This window comes from Bremerella sp. P1, assembly GCF_028748185.1.
GTDB lineage: Bacteria > Planctomycetota > Planctomycetia > Pirellulales > Pirellulaceae > Bremerella.
The window spans coordinates 1,828,680-1,849,069 of record NZ_CP118164.1; the positions used below are offsets into that span (position 1 = coordinate 1,828,680).

A 20,390-nucleotide genomic window follows, 5' to 3' on the forward strand; every position below is an offset into this window, starting at 1 on the left:
ATGTCCGGAGACATTCATGACGATCTGATCCAGCAGTTTGAGGTAGCCTGGAGCACCGAGGTTCCTCAAATCGAAGCCTATCTCCCTTCGGCCAATGACTCCGCGTTTGAAGGCACGCTGAAAGAACTGGTCATCATCGATATGGAGTTTCGCTGGAAAAGGACCTCGACCGGAAAACAACCCGCCGGCGATCCCCTTTTGCTAGATGCCTATTTAGAGCGCTTTCCGCAATTGAAAGCCGAGCCAGCCCTCAGTGAACTGGCCGAAGAAGAATTCGTCATTCGCCGCAAGTATGGGGACCGTCCCGATGTCACGCATTACCAAGGCGTTTACCCGGAGATGAGGACGCGGCTGCGCGAACTGGGCGAAGAGCACGAACTTCCGACGCCTGATCCCATTTCAACTTCTCCACCTCATCATTCAAATGCCCTTCCCCAAATCGCGCATTACAAGGTGCTAAAAGAAATCGGGGAAGGTGGAATGGGCTCGGTTTATCTGGCCAAGCAGGAAGAACCGATTCGTCGTTATGTCGCCCTTAAGCTAATCCGCTCTGGTCTCGACTCGAAGGAAGTGATCGCCCGATTCGAAGCGGAACGCCAAGCCCTGGCGATCATGGAGCATCCAAACATTGCTCGGATCTACGAAGGAGGGACGACCGCGACCGGCCAGCCTTTCTTCGCGATGGAATATGTCGATGGCATTCCCCTAAATCGTTACTGCGAACAGTATCGCCTAACCGTTCGCGAACGCCTGGAACTCTTTCTCGAAATCTGCTCCGCAATTGCGCACGCCCATCAGAAGGGAATTCTGCACCGCGACCTGAAGCCATCCAACGTGCTTGTCATGCACGAAGCAGGACACCACATTCCGAAAGTGATTGATTTTGGACTTGCCAAGGCACTTGATAGCCAAGACGTACTGACGGATGCCACGGTCCATACGCGGGCAGGGCAAGTGCTGGGAACGCTCAAATACATGAGCCCGGAACAGGCTTCGACCACCAAGCACGATATCGATACGCGGACGGATGTGTATGCGTTAGGAATCATGCTGTACGAACTATTGACGGGGCAAACGCCACTTGAGCGTAACGATTTAAACGATCGGGGCATGCTTTCCGTACTGGAAATGATTCGCGACCTGGAACCAAAACGGCCAAGCGTACGCCTCCTGGAACAGGACACGAACTCCGATACTGTGTCGGCTGAACGGCGGATCAGTGTTGGTTCCTTGCATCAGATGCTGCAAGGCGATCTCGACTGGGTCGTGATGAAAGCGATTGAGAAGGAGCGAGAACGTCGCTATGAATCAGTCAGCGAGTTCGCGGCCGACATATCGAGATTTCTCAGCGACGAACCCGTTTCGGCTCGACCGCCATCGACGTCGTATCGGCTGCAGAAGTTTGCCAAGAAGAATCGCGTGCTGGTTGTTTCGGGCGTGTTGATGCTACTGCTGTTGATAACCGGTGTGGGCGCAACCGTATGGCAAGCAGTTCGCGCCACGAACGCCGAACGCGCAGCGAAAGTACAGGAAAGCATTGCGATCGAGAAAGCGGACGAAGCGAAACGCCGCCAGAAAGAGGCGGAAGAAGCCCGCGACAACGCCAAAGCAGCTGCCCATCGAGCCGAATCGGTTCTCGAATTATTCGTCGATTCCTTTGATTCGGCCAACCCGGCCGCTACAGGCGTCGCCAGTCAGTCAGCTCTCGATGTGCTGATTGCCGCGGAAACGAAACTGGATGAACGCCTTAAAGAAGATCCGCAAAGCCGCGTGAAGCTGCTCACTGCATTGGCCGAGTCATATCGCGGACTGGGGGACTACGTGCGATCGGAGAACGCTGCTCAGAAGGCCGTCGAGACAAGCGAGTTGTACTTGGACCCCGACGCACTTGACGCAGACAAGGCGAACCTGGCGTTGATGTGGGCCTGGGGACATCTCAACAAAATCGACGAAGCGATTCAGCTCGGCAACCAGCGCATCGCACGCCTGAAGAAACAACAAGACAGCCTCGACAAACAGCTTCAGTTAGTTGCCCTACAACATATCACCGGGGTATGCCTTGATCACGTTGCACGGCATGACGAAGCCATCCCGATGCTGCAGGAAAGTTTCGACAAGCGCGTCGAGTTACTTGGGAAGTCGGACACCAGAACGGTTTCTTCAATGAGCGCCCTCGGAAGTGCGATGTCGGCCGCTGGAAGACTGGATGAGGGCACGAAACTCCTGGAAGAGGCACAGCAGGTCGTCCAAGAACATTTCGACGAAGCCGACTACATTCGGTATGTCGTTTGGCGACACCTGGCCCTTAGTTACCAAAGGCAAAAGAAGTATGAGAAGGCCGGAACGATTCTGGAAGCGTTGTATAGGCGTGCGAAGGAATCGCTGGGGTTAAATCACCCAGACTCTTATGCGATCGGGAGAAATCTCCGCGAGGTCTACCTGGAAGATGGACGAACGTACGAAGTCATCAACTTGCAGAAGCACATTAGCGACAATCTCAAGAGCTACTCGTATTGGGAAGCGGCGGCATACGAATACGAATACCTCTTGACCCTACAGATTCAGACCTTTGGCGAGAATCATCACGAGACGATAGCGACACTGGGCAAGCTTGCCGAGTGCTACTATGCCCAAGGCATGTATGACAAGGCGATCGAACTGGGAGAACGGAATATCGCAGGTTGCATCAAAATTCATGGAAAGGATGCGCTGCAGACCCAGCTTGCCCGCTCTTATCTTGCGTATGCCTGTGAAGCGTCCAACCGGCCAGAACGTGCCGTGGAACTCCTAGAAGCCTACATTGAGAACGCCGAGTTGCAGAACGAAGCGACGCGTTTTGAAGTGCTGCAGGTGGTCGATCGACTGATTCCCGATCTCTTGTGGATCAAGGACGGCACCCGCTCCAAACGCTATCTGACCTATCGTCTGGAATTGACGCCCGTTACCAATATGCAAAGTCGATTTGAATTTAATCGGACCATGGCGGATATGGCTTCGTCATCCATCGAAAGCGAACTCTACTCGTTGGCAATGGGACAAATCGCCATCGTCTTGTTCTCAAGCAAGATCAACCCAGAGGACCTGGCACGCTGCAAGATCATGTATGCCCTGTGTCAGGCAGAACTGAATACCTTGAACGAAGCAACTGAGAAAGAGGCGGTCGATTCCTACGATCGCCTGGTCGAACTTACTCCAGGGCTACCAGTGAATCGCCAGTGGTATGCCCAACGAGCTTGCGAAAGACTGATTCAGGCTTATGAAACGGACGAGCGAGCGGCAGATGCCGAACATTGGAAAGAACAGCTTGCCACATTAATTACCGAAAAAACAGGCAAATCGCCCCCCTCAGCGCCCGAATGATTCCCCTCCCAGATTTTTCTCAGATTCCTTGTCCGGATATCTCGCCCCTTGGCAATCTCCCTAGTGAAACCACAAATCACTACGAAATTCACACAGGGGAAAACAATGAAAACGCAAGCAATCATTCTAGGACTTGTCATGGCCATCAGCCTATCCAGCTCGGCCATGGCACAGAATCTACTGACGCTTCCGCCCAAGCACGTCAAGCAAGACAAGTACGATTGGTTCACCTCGTACGAAATCAAGTTCAGCAATATCTTTCCGGCGGAAGCCGAAAAGATTCGCCAGATTATGAAAGACCGCGTTCGCGAAGAACTGGGTGATATCGCCCAGCTCAAGCGGCGGGGACAGACGGCCGAAGCCCAGGACAGGCTAACTCGTCTCCATCGCAAGGTTCAGTCGTGGAAAAACGAGGTCAATGCGAAGTATCCCAAGACCACGATCACTGTGTGGGGGGACGCGGTCAAATCGGATATGAAGACTGCGCTCGAATTCCTGAAACGAGGCAAGTACAAGCCGGGGCAGCACCTTCACGTCTATCTCGTCGATGGACATCTGCGTATCAGGCACACCAAACCGAGCGAGTACGACAAACCACTGGCAAAGAATCCGTCGCCTCAACCAGTCAAGCCGGTTCGACCGATTAAGCCCGGCGGAGACCTCACCGGTGAAGAGCCCAACGACATCTGGGATCAGTGGCGAAAAGACTTGATCGGTGACCCATAAGAGACACAACAGCAACCATCCTGAGCCCTCCTGTTCACACGAGCAGGAGGGCTTTTTTCGTTTTGCCATTTAGTAGAAGAACCCAATCACAGATTTTCAAGAAAGTCTGTCCGGAAGTTGCCAGCATCGGGAATCTTCTGGTGTACGACAAGTCAAACAGTTCAACACACTCGGGGGAACGAATCATGTCACCTTTTACAAAACAACGGATCGTGGCCTTGGCCTTCGCTTTTGGAATCAGCAGTGCAGTTGCTCTGCATGCGGGCGAGCTCAGTGGTCGCTATCGTGTCCACGGTGGAAAACAGGAAATCAGGATCGAGGAAACCGACGCATATCACTTCAACGTCTACGTCAGTAACAGCGCGGGCGGAAAGGCGGTCAGCACAATGAAACACGTCCCGGTACAATTCCGCTTGAACACGGGTCACGTTTTTACCCGCATGGAATATGAGGGGACGTACACGACCTACTTACCGGATGGGCGTATCCAACGCGGTCCAACGACCATGAAGCCGGTTCATGGCCAGCTGGACACCTATGAAATCGTTACGTATGTCGACCAGGGAGATCGAATCGTGCTGCAGAATACGTCTACGGTCTCCAAGATCTCCCCCAAATTTCCGCCAGCTCCGGACTGGTATAAAGAGGAAGAGAACACTCCGATTAATAACAAGATCGACCGCCTGGAAACGGATATCGAAAGCGAACTGGAGTCGATGCTTAACGACTTTTAAAGGTTCAAGACAGCCACCTGGCAGCGTCAACCAAAAAAGCGAATCACTTGCCCAATCTACGCCGCGGTGATTCGTGAAAAGTTGATCGAGTGCTAGCATGACACCAATCTGCCGGTCTTGCAGATTGGTGTTGGGAATCAAAGAATCGATCATGTTCGGATAACCGCTAACTTATCGAATGACTTTGTTCGCGGTGAAAACCAGATTCCCAAGAGATCGTTGTTCTGGAGGGGTACCACACTTCACCCGAAAAATCTCGAATGTCCGTCCTCCCATTTTAGACATCTGAAGGCGACTTACCTTTCAAAACAGGTCTAACCACCCCTTCATTTTGTGAGATCGTAATTCAATTCTCTATTGATTTGGACCGCACTTTAACGCTAAACCGATAGGGAAAATTTTTTCCGTAGAGGGTTTCAAGAGGAAACCTCGGTGCGCAAACAAGAGGTTTTCTAGTCATCAATGATCGTTGATCACAAATCACTGCAAGGCCCCGAGCGACGTTTTCATGTTCGCGGCGGTACAATCGGGCAAGTGATCCGGAAAACGCTCTCAAAGCTAGATCTGAATCAGGTCGTTGAGGTTGGCGTTGGCGGAAACCAAGTCACTGAGGAACTCAAGGCGGAATCTACGGCATGCATCGCGATTGGATCATCTTATAAAGATGAGACCACAAAGTCCTATGCATTCGATCTTAAAAAGGTAGCCACCGGCTCTGAAATCCAAATGATGCTGGCGGAAATGCCCGAACTTTCCGCTGGCTACCTGACCAGTTGTTTATGCACGCTTCCGGGTCTTGGACGTGACCAAGTCAGTAGTGCCCTCTGGAATCTTCGTGAGATCTGCCAGGAATACCTGTTAATCTCCATAGAAACAGACCCCTCAAACGATTACAACCGTCAGCATCAAACGGTGATACCCAAACGCGCCTGGTTGCGTCTGGTAGAAGCCTTGGGATTTGAGGTCGAGTCGCTTTCCGAGTGGACGGACTTCACCCAACCTAACAGTGATACCGCCGGAGGTGATACTTGGTCGGTAACGCACTGGAAGAAGCTTAACCCATTTCGTGACCCGGCAAGTGGCAAGACAACATGTCTTCTGCTGAAAAAGAAGGCCGACTTAGACACCTCATTTGAGCAATTCGATCTCTTTGCTCGTACGATTCTGGGGGCCGAATCCAAGAAACGCACCGATTTACCCAAGAACGCTCGGTTCACGTTTCTTCTTGGGCACTACCAGGAGTTCCTGCTATTTCAGCCATTCTTCGATCAAATCCCCCAAGATCAATTCCGCGTACTTATTCGTGGCGGTGCCTACAGAACGCTTGAGGAGCGGAGACTACAGTCGATCCTGGCTTACCTTGACGCCAGGAAGATTAACTATGAATTCCTTACGTCGATTGATCAGGTGGAATGGCAAACATCCGATTCGACGAAAGAAGTACTAGTCACTGCCGTTGATTCGACGGCTACGAAAAACCACTTAATCAATTCCTCCATCCTGGAATGTGCTCGCGCAGCGGGGATCCCGACATTCCAACTTCAGCATGGTCTTTGGCCCCATGCCGAGTTTCCGGACACGCATACGGTCTTCTGCGATCACTTGTTGGCTTGGTCCGAGGATTGTCAAAAGCCATTTCACCTCGACTTGGAAAATCAGTCCGAGACAAACACCCCTCCACGCCACTCGATGCATTACGTTGGTTGCCCTCGCTTTGATGCCTATGCAGACAGAGGACGTGTCGATATCGCCAACCTCTTAGGAGAGTGGGCAACCAATTTCGATCACAGCGTTGTGGTGGCGACCAATTTACACTGGCCTTTGCATAGCCAGGGCAGCGAAGTACTTCCCCAGCTTTTTCAAACCGCAAGGGAAATGCCTCGCACTTTGTTTATTTGCAAGATGCATCCCGTTCACGACTATGACGACCAGACTTTTGCCAAGATGCCTCCCAACGTCGTGGTCATCGACGAATTTGTGAGTCTCTATGCGGAACTCTCGACGCCTCGATTGATAAACGCGTGTGATGCGGTGATCTGCACGCTAAGTACGGTTGTGTTAGAGGCCGCCTTGGCAGGCAAGCCCTTTGCTATTCTCGAAACAGGCAATCCCAATCACTTCGAAGGCACCGAAACCGTGCCGATTGCCAACATGACCGAGGCATTGACCTCTCTGTTGAAGCATGATGAGAGCAATGCCCAACACGACCATTTTGTGCAGCATTACTACTGCGTGCCCAATAATGGCACGTCTATGTCATCGGTTATCCAAGTTATTTCAAATGTCATCGAGCAAAGCGATTATTGTCCTCGAGGTATCGATATCGCAGTGAGAACCCTTGCCTTGGAACTGCTGCATACCCTCGAGGAAAACTATCAGCTCAAGACCTCACCGCACGCCGAATCAAACCATTCACCACCTTCTCAACCAGGCCAGGATATGAGCGTAGCGAATCCCCCCAAGGAAAGTTGGCGACATCTACGAAAGTATGCGAGGAGCATCAAGAAGCGAATGCCGTGGTTTCAGATCGGCGAAGCAAAGATTCCGACTCCGCCTGAGCCAACGAATACCGATGTGGTTGCCAAGAGCAACGTAAAGAGCAAGACACCGGTCAAGCTTGGCGAACTTCGATCACGAGAACAGTTCCCAGACCTCCTTCGTGAACTTTCACTCAATGGCTTAGGAATTGAACTGGGGGTAGCAGCCGGCGCTTACTCCGATTTCCTACTGGAACACAGTGATCTGCGTGTTCTCTTTTCCGTCGATCGTTGGACGGACCATCACGACGATAACGAAGCCCGAGCCGCCCATCAGCTTCTTTCCCGTCATAGTGTCCGCAGTTCAGTCTTGAAGATGACCTTTGATGAAGCGAGCCACCTGTTCGCCGACGCAGCGTTTGATTTCATCTATCTCGATGGATACGCCCATCTCGGCCAGGATGGGGAATGCACACTAACAACCTGGTGGAACAAACTGAAACCCAACGGCATTTTTGCAGGCCATGATTACCACCCGAAATGGCCCAAGACGGTTGAAGTGGTCGATCAATTTACAAGACGCCACGGCCTGGAACTATTCACGACAGATGAAAAGCCAGAGATCGTCGAAAGCGAATTCCCTTCCTGGTACGTTCGCAAGCCGAGTAGTTGAGAGCATTTGGGCAAACGAAAGCATGGCGTAGTGATTCGAGCTGCTGACCAGATCGCTGGGCAGTGGCAACTCGCATTGCCCCCAAGGGATGGCTTGCCCTAGAATGCTCACCCCCCACCGAATTTGTAATAGCGGTTCAATTTGGTATTCCGCTTCGCGTATTCGGCGACATGTGCGGGAGAATTCCTCTGCCTAATTACACAACATCAGTCGCAGTATGACCGAGAATCCGCGAAGCTCTGGACCTTCACATGACGATGCGATGCGTCTTGCTCGGATATTCGAGTTGGGCTTAGAGACACGCCGATTTGTCCAAGTCGGTGCCCCAACCGATGAAGGCGTCTACCGAGTTCTTGATATTGACTCGTTTCCGTGGAGAAATCTTTCGAGTATCGCTCGCCCTAAACTTTCTATAACGCAGAAGATTCTGCGAGAACTTCGTCGAGCCTTCGGCAAGCTCTCTGGCAAAGCGAGTGAAGGGGAAACGAAAGATGCTCCACAGCGGTCAGCGGCTTCACGAATCCCTCCTGATGTGGCTCCCGGAATCGAGCTTCGCAGGATGCTCTCTTTGTATGAACAACACGCTCTTGAATCGCCGGAAGATCTTGATCGCGCCGCGTCTGGGAAGGGGTAAGACGTGCGACTACTGATCGACGCCCAGGCACTGCAGACGACCAACTCACGTACGCGTGGCGTCGGTCGATACTCCCGTTCCTTCATCGAAGGCATTCGATCGGTACGCCTGGATTGGCAGATCGAACTCGTTGAGAATTCGCACCTTCTGCCCGTCGATGAAGACTTGCGTCGGAATTTTTCTATCAAGTCATTTACGCCTCCATTGCCGAGCGGTCGCCAGTTTACCTCGAACCGTTCGCTCAACGAGGCTTACTACGCCGATTGGCTTTGCAGTCAAGAATCAGACGTGATCGTATTCTGCAACCTATTTGAGCAGGATGCCGTTCTACCCACATTTAAGACCTCACGGCCGGCCCGAACGGCAGCGATCATCCACGATGTGATTCCGCTCTTGTTCAGCCAGCAGTATCTGACCAATTCCGTCGAACTCGATTGCTATCCTCATCGGTTTCGTCAGCTTTGCCAGATGGACGATCTGCTTGCCAACTCGGCATCGACGCGTGACGATTTCCTTAGACTGGGCGTCGCTAATTCGCCCAATACCGTCAACATCCGCGGGGCTACTAATGGCGATTTCCGGCTCCCACGTGATGATGAAAACCCTCACGCAGAACTGAGTCGCCTTAACGTTCAAAAAGACTTTATCCTGTATGTGGGTGGCTGCGACTATCGCAAGAACATGGAAGGAACCCTGGAGGCGTACGCGCAGCTTCCGGTTGAACTTCGCAAGCGTCACCAACTCGTGATTACATGTGGCTTGTGGTCTCCCTATACCGAACACTATGCCAGTGTTGCCGAACGCTGCGGCGTTGCTGACTCGGTCGTATTTACTGGCCAAGTCACCGAGAACGAACTCAAGGCCCTGTACCAGGCTTGCCGGCTGTTCTTCTTTCCTTCATTCTACGAGGGCCTGGGCCTGCCGGTACTGGAAGCCATGCAAAGTGGTGCTCCTGTTGTTTGCTCCAATTGCTCCTCACTGCTTGAATTTGGAGGCAAGGTCAGCCACATGGCTGATCCTTATTCACCGCAACAATTGGCCAAAGCGGTTTTGAAGTGCTTGGCGGAGCCTCGCGAGAGTAACCTGAGCGAGCGGCTCGAATTTGCCCAGCAGTTTTCCTGGGAGCGAACTTGCGAAAGCGCGGCCCGACACTTTGAGCACTCACCGATCACTGCTCGCCCACCGAAAAGACGTCCTCGGCTGGCCTGGGTTTGGCCAATCACCGCCCCGGAATCCGACTTGGCAAATCGCACGTTGGAGCTCTTGTCGCAGCTAGGCAATCAGTACGACATCGACGTCGTTGTTGATTCCGAGCAGCCTATTGTCGACTCACACATCGCTAGTCAGTTTCTCGTGATCACGGACCAAGAGGTCAGTAAACGGAATTCGATTGCTGCGTACGACCTCTTCATTTACCAAGTTGTCGATGACGTAGACCACAGCTACATGGCTCCGTTGATGCAACAGTATCCGGGGCTTGCCATTTTGTCCGATAGTGCCCTACAGAATGCCAGGCAAGTATTAGAGCTGGCGAGATCGATTATCGTTCAATCGCCAAGCTCGTTGGATCGCGCACAAACACTTGTCGATGTGCCTGTGCATCAGATTTCACGATCACTGAAACCACGAAAAGCACTCCCCTTAGTCGCCAGCGTGATTGCCCAATCGATCGTCGAAGGTGCTGCGAATGATGGGGTTTGGCAAGATCAGGTCAGAGCTTGTATGACCGAGGCCCAGAGCGAGCTGCCGGACAACTTGCTTGCTCAGTGGAATTCGCTGCGAAACCAAGTCCTTAGCCTTCAAGCGTCAAAAACATCTACCCCAAACATGCAAAGTACACTTGCCCCTAATCAACGGAAACTGACGGCCTGATATTCCCGTGAGCAATCCGCTTCAACGGAGATACTCACCGCCTGTTTGAAATGGCAAAACGGAGTGCCATTCTCATGAATTTGTACAGCAATTCACCCAGTTGGTTGCGGGACAATTGGATCCATGTCCTAGGGATTGCTGTGCTTATCGCTGCCGTGGGAGCATGGGCTCGGATCGCCTCGTTGCCAGCATTTGCTGCCGATGAAATTGCCTTCTATATCTGGGCGGACGGCATGTATCGCGATCCGTCGTCGCAGTCGACCTGGGCCTCCTTGTTCCGCTCAAACGGTGCTGGCTACGGAGCGACCTACTGGACCGTCTACGTAAACCTCATTGATTGTTTCGGCCCGAACGCATTGTGGGTCATGCGTCTATTCGCATTTGTTGCCTTTGCATTTCTTCCGATTGCCATTGCGATTGCTGGCAACCTGACGATCCGCTACCTGGGGTACTTATTGGCGGCGCTATGGCTGACCATGCCGATGGCATGGTGGTGCGGAAAGATCACCGGGCCTGAAACCTTTTCCCTTGCCTTCGCGGTGTGGGGCGTGGTTCTGCTCTATCTTTCTTCGCGTCACGAACTCAAAGACCGCGTACCGTACCACAAGCAGCTGGGGGTGATCTCATGGATTCTCATTGGTGGCGCTGTCGCGATTAAAATGACGTCGCTTCCGACAGCGTTCTTTGCCTTCCTGATTACCTTTGGTCGACCAAGCATTTGGCTGAATCAACCAAGAGTTGATATCGCCAATCGAATGCTTAAAGCGGTTGGATTGATGTTTGCCGGGTTCGTGTTGATCAACCCCGTCTGTGTGCTGAACCCTTCGACCTTCCTGCACAATATCCTTCGAATGCGTAGCGAAAGTGCCTGGAGATGGGATACGGCCAAGACGGTGCTCAGCAACGACGTATGGAATTGGGACGGCGTGATGGCCGGTGGTCTCGTTCAATGGGGACTATGCCCATTGGCTCTGATTCTGCTAGTAGCGTTGTTATGGGGTAAGAGCCCGTTTGTTTCCTTCGTATTGTCCATCTCCTTCCTCGGTGCCTGGGGAATGATCCTTAGCAGCGGCGGCATTCTTGGATGGTATTGGTTCGGCTGGATCCCGATGACGCTGATGGCCGTTCTATGGAGCATCCACGGAACGCGTCCCAACCACAAACTCATTTCCGGTTTGGCGATCGTTGTGATGATCAACCTGGCGTTTCAGGTTCCCGAAATCATAGAGCGTTACCAGATGAAATCATGGCAGGCCACAGCAGTCTCTCAACATGCTGACGTCGAGCGTGCCATCAATCAGCTACTCTCAAAACAGGACTATGATTTAGTTCTCGACTATTGGGAAGTCTCTCATCTCGGTGGACTTGCCCTGGCAAACTCGACGAACGCGAAATTGGTTCAACAAACGCCGGAGAGAATCTTGGCATTCTTTCCCCCAAATGAATCCATTTCATCGACTAGACCGAATCCTCGTGAGATTGGGATCCGGTCCGATGCTTATATCAAGATTCTCGAACTCGGCCAAAAGGGGACACAAGGACAAGCGATCTTGCTGATCGTGTCCAAGCGGTTAGCCTCCAAACATGCCTTTGCGGAGACGTCAGACTACATCGAAAGAGAGATCATTCCGAAGTCGCCACCAGGAACGACCTACACCCAACTCTTGGATTTGTCGAACACACTCGTTTATGAATTGGCAACTCAACAGCCGTCGTATGGAGAGCAAGACACGGATGCTCAGCAGGCATCCCAGGGGCTCAAATCCGTCACGCGGTAAGAGCGCAATTCCCGTGACATTTCCGATTCAGGTTGACCTAGTTTTGAGCCTATTCTAGCATAGCTTGCCCCAATTCTAGATTCACAATTGTCACCCGTTCCCAACTGCCGTCGAAGCAAGGATGTATGCGATGGACCACGATTTGTCTGATGCTTCGGCGAATCCGTGCCTATCGCCTCATTCCGATGAGAATTTGGGGCGACCTTGGCTTTACGAAGTTCTTTTGCCCATCCTCGTTACGGGGCTTGGTGCCGCACTGCTAGCATTTGCTAGTCCGCGAATTGATTTTCACGCGGATGAAGCCATTTATATGTCGGCGGTTCCGGTCAGTACCCAAAGAGATTCGGGACTCGTATTTCATCTCGCTTATCTTGCAGGCAGCTTAGGAGCCCCAACTCCCTTGGCCGCCAGGTGCACGTCACTGGCTTTCGGGTGCCTCTTGATCTTCTCGGTCACACGAACCCTTCAGCGACTCTTACCCGATCGCTCAGCCATCTTGGCCATACTCGTGCCCCTTTCGATCGTAATCTCGTATCAGGGAGTCTTTACGATTCTCCGTGTCCGCCCAGAAATATCATGGCTGGCAATGAGCAGCCTGGCTTGCTGGTGTTTGGCGGAACTACGCGTTAAGAAGACTCGGACGTTTCAAGCACTCCTACTATTGGCACTTTTGGCTCTCCCGATGAATCATCTGCTGAGCCTGTTTCCTTGCTTCTTTTTGGTGATCTACCTAACAGCCTTCGGAAGGAACTATCTCGGAAACCGGTTTACGGTCCTTTCGCTCGGTATGCTTGGGGCTGGTTATTTGCTGAACCAAGTCCTGCGAGCCTGGTGGATCGGTGCGACGATTCAGCTCCTACCGAATGTTGGAGGAGCATCCCAGCCACGACCATCGATCGGAAGTTTTCTAGGGCACGTCTATTGGCATACCCCACTTGCCTTAGCGGATCGTGCGGCGACCTCCAGTCTGTGGGACTACCTGATCCCAGTGGAAAATCCGGCAATGGTTTCTCATTGCATGATTGCGACGCTGATCTGGGCGATCGTATTGCCTTTGCCCCTTTTGATGCGCAGCTGGGAATCAAGATTTGTCACTTCGATTCCGCTGATCACACTCGTTTTGTTCTACTTGTCTGGCTACTTCAACCCAACGTATGCCCCCATCCTGACTCTCTACACCATCGCGATTTATTGCGCGTTGGCATTGGACTCGAAGAGCCTACGATTTCACAAGTTCGTCGCCGTCACCATTCTCGGCGTAACGCTTATCAACGGAACTTCTTTCTTGGCGACACGCGTTTTGAATCATGGTCCTGCTTCCTTTTATCAAGTGGAAGCAGCCCTGCGCGAAAAGATGGCTACCTTACCGGAAGATGCCGTCATCGCCATCCCCGAGAGGTTTCAGTCCGCCCTAGGAAGAGAGCAGCAGCGCGTTGTCATGTTCAAGCATCCATTGCCTGACCAGGTCGACCTATTCGTACTCGACAACTACGACTTCGAGATGTACCGCTTTGTGCCGACCTACGAAGAGAGACGCAACGAGGTCTTGGAATTCCTTTCCCGTCATACGCCAAGCGACGAGTTTTCGATGCCCGTCTATCGAAACGAAAAGCTCGACAACGCGACCGAGAATAATGTCGCAATCAAAACCGCCCTCGGATCGTGGTTCTTCAGAAACTCCATGACCTACACCGTCTCGATTATTGGTCAGCACGAACAAGACCAATATCGCATCTCGCAAATGCTGGATGATCCTGCCACCTCTTCATCACGCCACTAGGAATCCGGCAATGTGTAGCGATCAAACGCTAAAAGAAGTACGAACCAAACTGCTCACGGGCATTCGGCCGAGCGATCGTTTGCGTGCCCAGCCATCATCCGCGGTGGCGATCGATGACCTGCTTAGTGTGCATGACGACATCCAGTTTCTGCGTGATGCGTATCAATTCATTTTGGGGCGAGCTACCGACTACCCAGACATGCTCCACTGGCGGGAAAGACTGACGTCAGGGGAAATCTCTCGTGAGAACTTAATCGTTGAGCTTCAACGTTCTCGCGAAGGCCAAAAGAAGAACGTCCGCCTGTTCGTTAACGCAGATCAGCGTCCAAAGGGCAGGTCACGATTTCAGGAACGTATCCGTCGCTATGTTCTCTTCCCATTTTCGACATGCAAGGCTCTCTGGAATTTGGCGTCCATAAGCCAAAGACTTAACCGGCTAGAACAGCACGTGAATACCTTGGCATCCCAAGGCATCAAGATCGCTGAGAGAATCGAGTGTGATCTTGATGCGTGTGTTGAAACTTCCGACCGAGACACAAATCGGCAAGTCGTTGCTCTCCAGGCGCTTGTGAGCCAAAGGCTACAAGAGGCAACCTCCAGGGAGCTGGAACAAGCCATTGTCAGCCTGGGCCGTGAAATGGACACGATGCACGAAAGCCAACATAAACAAAACTGGCTGATCGTTGGAGAGTCGTCACAGCCGATTCTAAAGGGGTGTCAAACGGCCAATATCCAAGTCGACTCCGTTCCAGCTTCACGAGGTTTATCAGAACCTGCAGTATTGAATTCAGAAAGCGTGCCGAAGCGAGATTCCACCCTAAACGTCCTAGCCAATTCCCTGGATAATTCTCGCGGTGGGATCGTCGTCAACCTGGCAATCCACGAGATGGAAGATGAACAGCTGATTCAGCTGCTTTCCCTTTCCTACAAGGCTTTGGCGGAGGGCGGTTATGTCGTTGTTGGATGCATGGTTGGCAATCACTGGCACAACATGAGATTGGAATCGGCACTTCGCGTTTGCGGATTCGACTGCCAAGTAAGCGGGATATCGAGGCAAGAGAGCGAGTCTGATTCATCGGAAGTGATCGTTGGCCGGAAACTCATCACACAGGAGAGTCGCCGTGCTTCGTAGACTAGCTCTGATCACACCATGGCCAAGTGAACGAACGGGGATCGCTGACTACGCTTTCGATCTCGCACACGGCTTGGCCGAGAAGAAAATCGAAGTTGACGTTTACACCACGTGCACAGAGCCTGTCCCGGGTGAAAGCGGTATCCGGATATTCCGCCTGAATGAGTTCACGGGACGCAAGGGATACGACCAGGTCGTCTATCAGATGGGCAATTGCGTCGCCTTCCATGCGGAGCAGCTCCCTGTGCTGTTCAAACACCCAGGCATCGTGCATCTCCATGACCCTTCGCTGCACCACCTGATTGCTTATTTCGTCTTTCGAGATGACACCAACGACTACTACCGATTGATTCGCAAGTGGTACGGTTCGTCCGTTTCCGACTGGGTTCACCAGTACAATGAGACCCACGAAAACAAATTTTGGGAAAGCCCTCACGTAGTCGACGTGCCGTTTGTCGATCCTGTTTTGGAATGTGCTACCGGGTGTATTGTTCACTCCGAATTTGCACGTCGATTGGTTCAGAAGCGACTTCCTAATCTGAACGTTGTAAAACACATGCAGGCCTATCGTCATATGGACTGGCAAGACTCTTGCAGCGATCAAGAGATCCTTCAGATTGGGGCATTCGGCGTTGTTACTCCGCATAAGAAGATCGACGCGATCCTGGAAGCCGTACGTCGTTGCAATGCTGCCGGGAAGAAAGTGCATTTCCATGTCGGTGGCGGGATGGATGAAGCCAGCCAAGGGTTACCTGACCGTGCTCGCTCGCTGGGCATCGAAAGCGACGTGACGTTCTACGGTCGAATGGCTGAAGATGAGTTTCTGTCATGTATGAAACGCATGGATGTGTGCATCTCGCTCCGCTATCCCACGATGGGAGAAACAAGTGCGATTGTCTCTCGTACCATGCAGCTCGGTTTGCCGACGATCGTGAACGATGTCGGCTGGTACTCCGAACTTCCTGAGTGTGTTTTCAAACTGCCGGTTGAGCCTGACGCGATGGTGGAAGAGCTGGCCAATCAGCTTTGTCTTATCAGCAATGATCGCCGTCAACTCGAGAAGTGGAAATCAACTTGCCTGCAACAAGCACGAAGCACATGCTCTTTCGATCAAGTCATCGGTGACTATGTCGAATCGCTTACTTGCTTGGGAAGCCATCTTAAGATCGCGTGATTTGATGCAGACTTTGCTTTCGCGCGACCACCGGTCAGTCGTTGGCCAACCTCGTGATCATCGAGGGGGTTAAAGTTCTTTGTTCTCCCTCGACGGGGCGGTTGCGTACACTCCAAGACGGATTGCTACATGTTGATTGGATCTAGGTTAGAATAGTCCTGGAAATCAACCACAAAACCAGGTAGACCCTCCCGATGACTCGAATCCACCTTCCGGTATTTTTTCTTTTCCTGCTTTTTAATTCTGCCATCGCCGTCGCTGACGAATCGACAACCAGGCCCAACATCCTGTTTATCTTTTCGGACGATCACGCGATCAAAGCGATCTCGGCCTATGGTGGGGACCTGGCCAAGGTTGCTCCGACTCCGAACATTGATCGGATCGCCCAGGAAGGCATGTTATTTCGCAACTCTTTCTGTGCAAACTCGATTTGCGGACCATCCCGCGCTACGATCCTGACAGGCAAGCACAGCCACAAAAACGGGTTCATGCGAAACACCGGCCAGGGCATGGATCAGTCACAGTGGACGCTCTCGAAGGCGCTCCAGGCTTCGGGATACAACACGGCCGTTATCGGCAAGTGGCATCTTAAAACGCAGCCTCTTGGATTTGACCACTGGGAAATCTTGCCTGGGCAAGGGAACTATTACAATCCGGCTTTCATTCAGCAGGATGGTTCCACGAAACGTTTCGAGGGTTACGTCACTGATCTCACTACCGATAAATCGATTGCATGGCTGGAGCAACGTGACCAGTCGAAACCATTCTTTCTGATGTGCCAACACAAAGCACCCCATCGCACCTTTTCCCCGCCACTTCGGTACTTGGACGCATTCGAAGAGATTGAGATCCCCGAACCGGAGACTCTGTTTGACGACTATGCCAACCGAAGCCTGACCTTGGCCAACAACGAAATGGAGATCGATCGGCATATGGACTGGGCTTATGACCTGAAGGTCCGTAAGGATGAACGGGGAGACGTCGTGCTTCCCAAGCCTGATCGCTACGGCACGCCGGAATACAGCCGGATGACCGATGCCCAAAAGTCGGTATGGGACGCGCATTTCGGTCCGCGCAACAAGGCGTTTTTGAAAGATTTCCAGGACGGCAAACTTTCAGAACAGGACATCGTTCGCTGGAAGTATCGCCGCTACATGCGAAACTACCTCGGCACAGTTAAGGCCGTGGACGATAACGTTGGGCGATTACTGAAGCATCTCGACGACAACGGGTTGTCCGAAAACACCATCGTGGTTTACTCCTCCGACCAGGGCTTCTACCTGGGAGAACATGGATGGTATGACAAGCGTTGGATGTTTGAAGAATCGCTGCGGATGCCGCTCATCATTCGCTGGCCTGGTGTGACCCAACCAAACTCGGCTACGGATCAATTGGTTCAAAACATCGACTACGCCCCCACGTTTTTGGAAATGGCTGGCCAGTCAATTCCAGAAGAGATTCAGGGACGCTCTCTGGTTCAACTCTTGAAAGGGGAGCCAGCTCCATGGCGCGAGTCACTTTACTATGCGTACTATGAACTGGGCGAGCATGCGGTGCCACAGCATTTTGGGGTGCGTACTGAAACGCACAAACTCATTCATTTCCCGGTCACCGATGAATGGAATCTGTTTGATCTCCAGGCCGACCCCAATGAAATGGCCAGCATTTACGATGCCCCATCGGCCCAGTCGGTTCGTGATTCGCTGACGAAAGAATACTACCGCCTTCGTGAACTCTATGAAGCTCCACCGCTGCCGAAAGCGTCGAGAGGTAAGTAGAAAGTGAAGATCACGGCGCTGGTTGCGTTCGGACCAACGCGATGATAGCCCAGGCCGTGCCCCAATACGTCGAGGTTTCCTTGACCTTCCCTTTGGCTCGCTTCAGCGTACTGGGAACGGTCCAGGAACCATCCTCTTCCTGGTTATCAATGAGAAATCGCCGAGCCTTTCCGATTGCCGCAGCATCCCCTTCCTGTGGCTGGTGACTTAAGGCGAACAAGACGATTCCGGTACCAAGGGCATCGCTAGGCCGATCCACTAACCACCCCCATCCACCGTCTTCCTGCTGTCTCGATAGCAACTGCTGTTTGAATTCCTGCTGCTTTTCAGGTGATCCAAAACGCTGTTCAAACAACATGCGTACAGCCCACCATTCGCTGCTTTGGCCGGGCTCGGCTTCCGTTAAAAACTGTTTAGCGGAAGTGAGTTTGTCGTCCCAACTGGGAAGTTCTTTCGCTCGAGGCTGCAGGGCCAGCAAAGTCCACATCGTCGTGACTTCCGTCGTTTCGCGCTGCGGACGATCTTGCAGTGGAAGCTGCCCGCAGGCCTTCCAGGAACCATCGTCCTCCTGACGCGTGACCAGTGCCGTTTCAAACGCCCCCTCCCATTCGCCTGCGGCTTTGTCATCGGAATAATTGCTGCTAAGCAACAGTTGATACATCGTGTCGATGTTGCCTGTCTCGGCTTCTGCCTGGTCGGTCTTCTCACGGTTCTTGGGCGCAGTCCAGTTCTGCCAATCAACAGACCAAGCGGATGCTTCGCCTAGTTTCGCTTGGTCGACGGTTGCGCCGGCGCTGTGGGCTTCCTTTAAGCTCCACACCATGAAAGGGACCTGGTGGCAGGAGACACACTTCCGGTTGTCGATCCATGCCTGACCCTCACGCTGCAGAAATGGCACGCTCCGGCCAATGGCGCTGTGAACCGATTCCGTAGAAGCATCCATTGGCGAGTCGGCGGGTGGCGCAGCAACAAGTAACCAGACAACGAGCAACACGTTCACAGGTCGACTCCAAAGGAGGGGAAAGCCTGAGGGGGGAGAGTTAAGCGAGCGATCATGCTCAACTCTATTCTAATGCAATAAGCCCTCAAAGAATCAATCTTTTCATCCGTATTCAGGCGTTTCGATAATCCGCAGGCGTTGTGCCGGTGTATTCCCGAAACGCACGAATGAATCCACTGGTGCTGTCGAAACCGCTACGGATTGCTACATCGATGACGCTTAACGAAGTCGAAGAAAGTAGATGTTGCGCATGCCGCATACGCGATAGCCGAATTTCGTGGGCGATCGAATGGCCCACGACCGATTTGAAGCGATTTTCGAGCGTTTTACGGCTGACCTCGGAGTTCTCGACAATGTCAGCCACGGTGATTGGTTGCCCGTATCGGGCTCGAATAAACTCGATCGCAGAAGCGACCTCCTTGTCATCCAGGGCCAGAAACTCTGAGGAACGCCGTGCGATGAGCGGGCCTGGCGCTACCAAGATCGGCTCTGACGGGGTAGGCTCGCCTTGGATCAACTGATCCAACAATTGAGCCGCCAAATATCCGATTCGTTCTGAGTTCTGAGCGATGCTGGATAAGGGAGGCGATGTCGTATCGCAAATCAAACCGTAGTTGTTCACCCCGACGACCGAGATTCCAAAGGGAATGCTAATACCCAGCTGTTTGGTACATTCGACTACCTCGTACGCGAATTCATCATGACATGTCGCAACACCGCAAGGCTGAGGCAGTTCGGCAAGTTGACTACGCAATTGTTCCTGATCGATTCGACGAAAAACGACATCGCCTTGCGTATCTGATTCAAAGGCCACTTCGATTGAGGTGGCGTCAAAACCCGACTCGCGCAGCCGCGCGAGGAAGCCTTCCCGACGAAGTTGATTGTGATACCAGTCAAAATGCCCTACGAAAGCGAAATTGCGTAAGCCCAAGCTGATCAGATGATCCGCCAGACGTCGGCCAATCTCGACGTTGTCGGAGTGGACGATTGCCAGATCTTCCGCAGGTGGCTCGTGGAGTGTCAAATTTACGAAGGGAATCTTGAGCGACTTCAGAAAGTCGATCTGCTCGCTGGTCTCGGCGTAGGCAATCACCCCATCGGCCTTGGCCTCTTTCAAGTGTTTCCAGGGGATGTAAGGGATTGCGGCATTCTTGATGATTCGAATTCGCGACGTTTCCGCGGCATATTGCAAGATACCACGGAGCATTCGGATCTGGTTATCCGAACTGGGAACCACCACAAGTGCGATCTGGTGTGGCATGCCGTTTAAAT

13 protein-coding genes are annotated in these 20,390 nt (G+C 52.5%); 11 read left to right on the plus strand and 2 right to left on the minus strand.

Going from position 1 to position 20,390, the window contains the following annotated elements:
* From PSR63_RS07560 to PSR63_RS07610, 11 genes are all read left to right on the plus strand, one after another.
* Positions 1 to 3,360, plus strand: coding sequence for a serine/threonine-protein kinase (locus PSR63_RS07560; RefSeq protein ID WP_274332101.1), 3,360 nt, complete (start codon positions 1 to 3; stop codon positions 3,358 to 3,360).
* A gap of 105 nt (positions 3,361 to 3,465) precedes the next feature.
* The gene (locus tag PSR63_RS07565; RefSeq protein ID WP_274332102.1) at positions 3,466 to 4,086 is read left to right on the plus strand and encodes a hypothetical protein; all 621 of its coding nucleotides are present in this window, start codon (positions 3,466 to 3,468) and stop codon (positions 4,084 to 4,086) included.
* 185 nt (positions 4,087 to 4,271) lie between these two features.
* On the plus strand, positions 4,272 to 4,820 hold the full coding sequence (locus tag PSR63_RS07570; RefSeq protein WP_274332104.1) for a hypothetical protein: 549 nt from the start codon (positions 4,272 to 4,274) through the stop codon (positions 4,818 to 4,820).
* Between the two features lie 462 nt (positions 4,821 to 5,282).
* Positions 5,283 to 7,970: a class I SAM-dependent methyltransferase gene (locus tag PSR63_RS07575; protein ID WP_274332106.1), complete on the plus strand. Its 2,688-nt coding sequence runs from the start codon at positions 5,283 to 5,285 to the stop codon at positions 7,968 to 7,970.
* 217 nt (positions 7,971 to 8,187) lie between these two features.
* Complete coding sequence (locus tag PSR63_RS07580) at positions 8,188 to 8,604, plus strand: hypothetical protein (RefSeq protein WP_274332107.1); 417 nt, start codon at positions 8,188 to 8,190, stop codon at positions 8,602 to 8,604.
* 3 nt (positions 8,605 to 8,607) lie between these two features.
* Entirely contained in the window at positions 8,608 to 10,476 is a 1,869-nt protein-coding gene (locus PSR63_RS07585; protein ID WP_274332108.1) for a glycosyltransferase family 4 protein, read from the plus strand.
* Positions 10,477 to 10,550: 74 nt separating this feature from the next.
* Positions 10,551 to 12,254 carry a hypothetical protein gene (locus PSR63_RS07590; protein ID WP_274332109.1) on the plus strand — a complete coding sequence of 568 codons (1,704 nt, stop codon included), beginning with the start codon at positions 10,551 to 10,553 and terminating at the stop codon, positions 12,252 to 12,254.
* Positions 12,255 to 12,384: 130 nt separating this feature from the next.
* On the plus strand, positions 12,385 to 14,034 hold the full coding sequence (locus PSR63_RS07595; protein WP_274332110.1) for a hypothetical protein: 1,650 nt from the start codon (positions 12,385 to 12,387) through the stop codon (positions 14,032 to 14,034).
* A 10-nt stretch (positions 14,035 to 14,044) separates the two neighbouring features.
* Positions 14,045 to 15,166 (plus strand): DUF4214 domain-containing protein, encoded by a 1,122-nt coding sequence (locus tag PSR63_RS07600; RefSeq protein WP_274332111.1) that lies wholly within the window; start codon positions 14,045 to 14,047, stop codon positions 15,164 to 15,166.
* Positions 15,156 to 16,340 (plus strand): glycosyltransferase family 4 protein, encoded by a 1,185-nt coding sequence (locus PSR63_RS07605; RefSeq protein WP_274332113.1) that lies wholly within the window; start codon positions 15,156 to 15,158, stop codon positions 16,338 to 16,340. The genes PSR63_RS07600 and PSR63_RS07605 overlap by 11 nt, the downstream gene beginning before the upstream one ends.
* 194 nt (positions 16,341 to 16,534) lie before the next feature.
* Positions 16,535 to 18,118, plus strand: coding sequence for a sulfatase family protein (locus PSR63_RS07610; RefSeq protein WP_274332114.1), 1,584 nt, complete (start codon positions 16,535 to 16,537; stop codon positions 18,116 to 18,118).
* 10 nt (positions 18,119 to 18,128) lie between these two features.
* Here the strand turns inward: PSR63_RS07610 and PSR63_RS07615 are convergent, their stop codons facing one another.
* Both PSR63_RS07615 and PSR63_RS07620 read right to left on the minus strand, forming a co-directional pair.
* Positions 18,129 to 19,118 (minus strand): prenyltransferase/squalene oxidase repeat-containing protein, encoded by a 990-nt coding sequence (locus tag PSR63_RS07615; protein ID WP_274332115.1) that lies wholly within the window; start codon positions 19,116 to 19,118, stop codon positions 18,129 to 18,131.
* Between the two features lie 112 nt (positions 19,119 to 19,230).
* Positions 19,231 to 20,379, minus strand: a complete 1,149-nt coding sequence (locus tag PSR63_RS07620; RefSeq protein ID WP_274332116.1) for an AraC family transcriptional regulator — start codon at positions 20,377 to 20,379, stop codon at positions 19,231 to 19,233.
* Positions 20,380 to 20,390 lie beyond the last annotated feature (11 nt).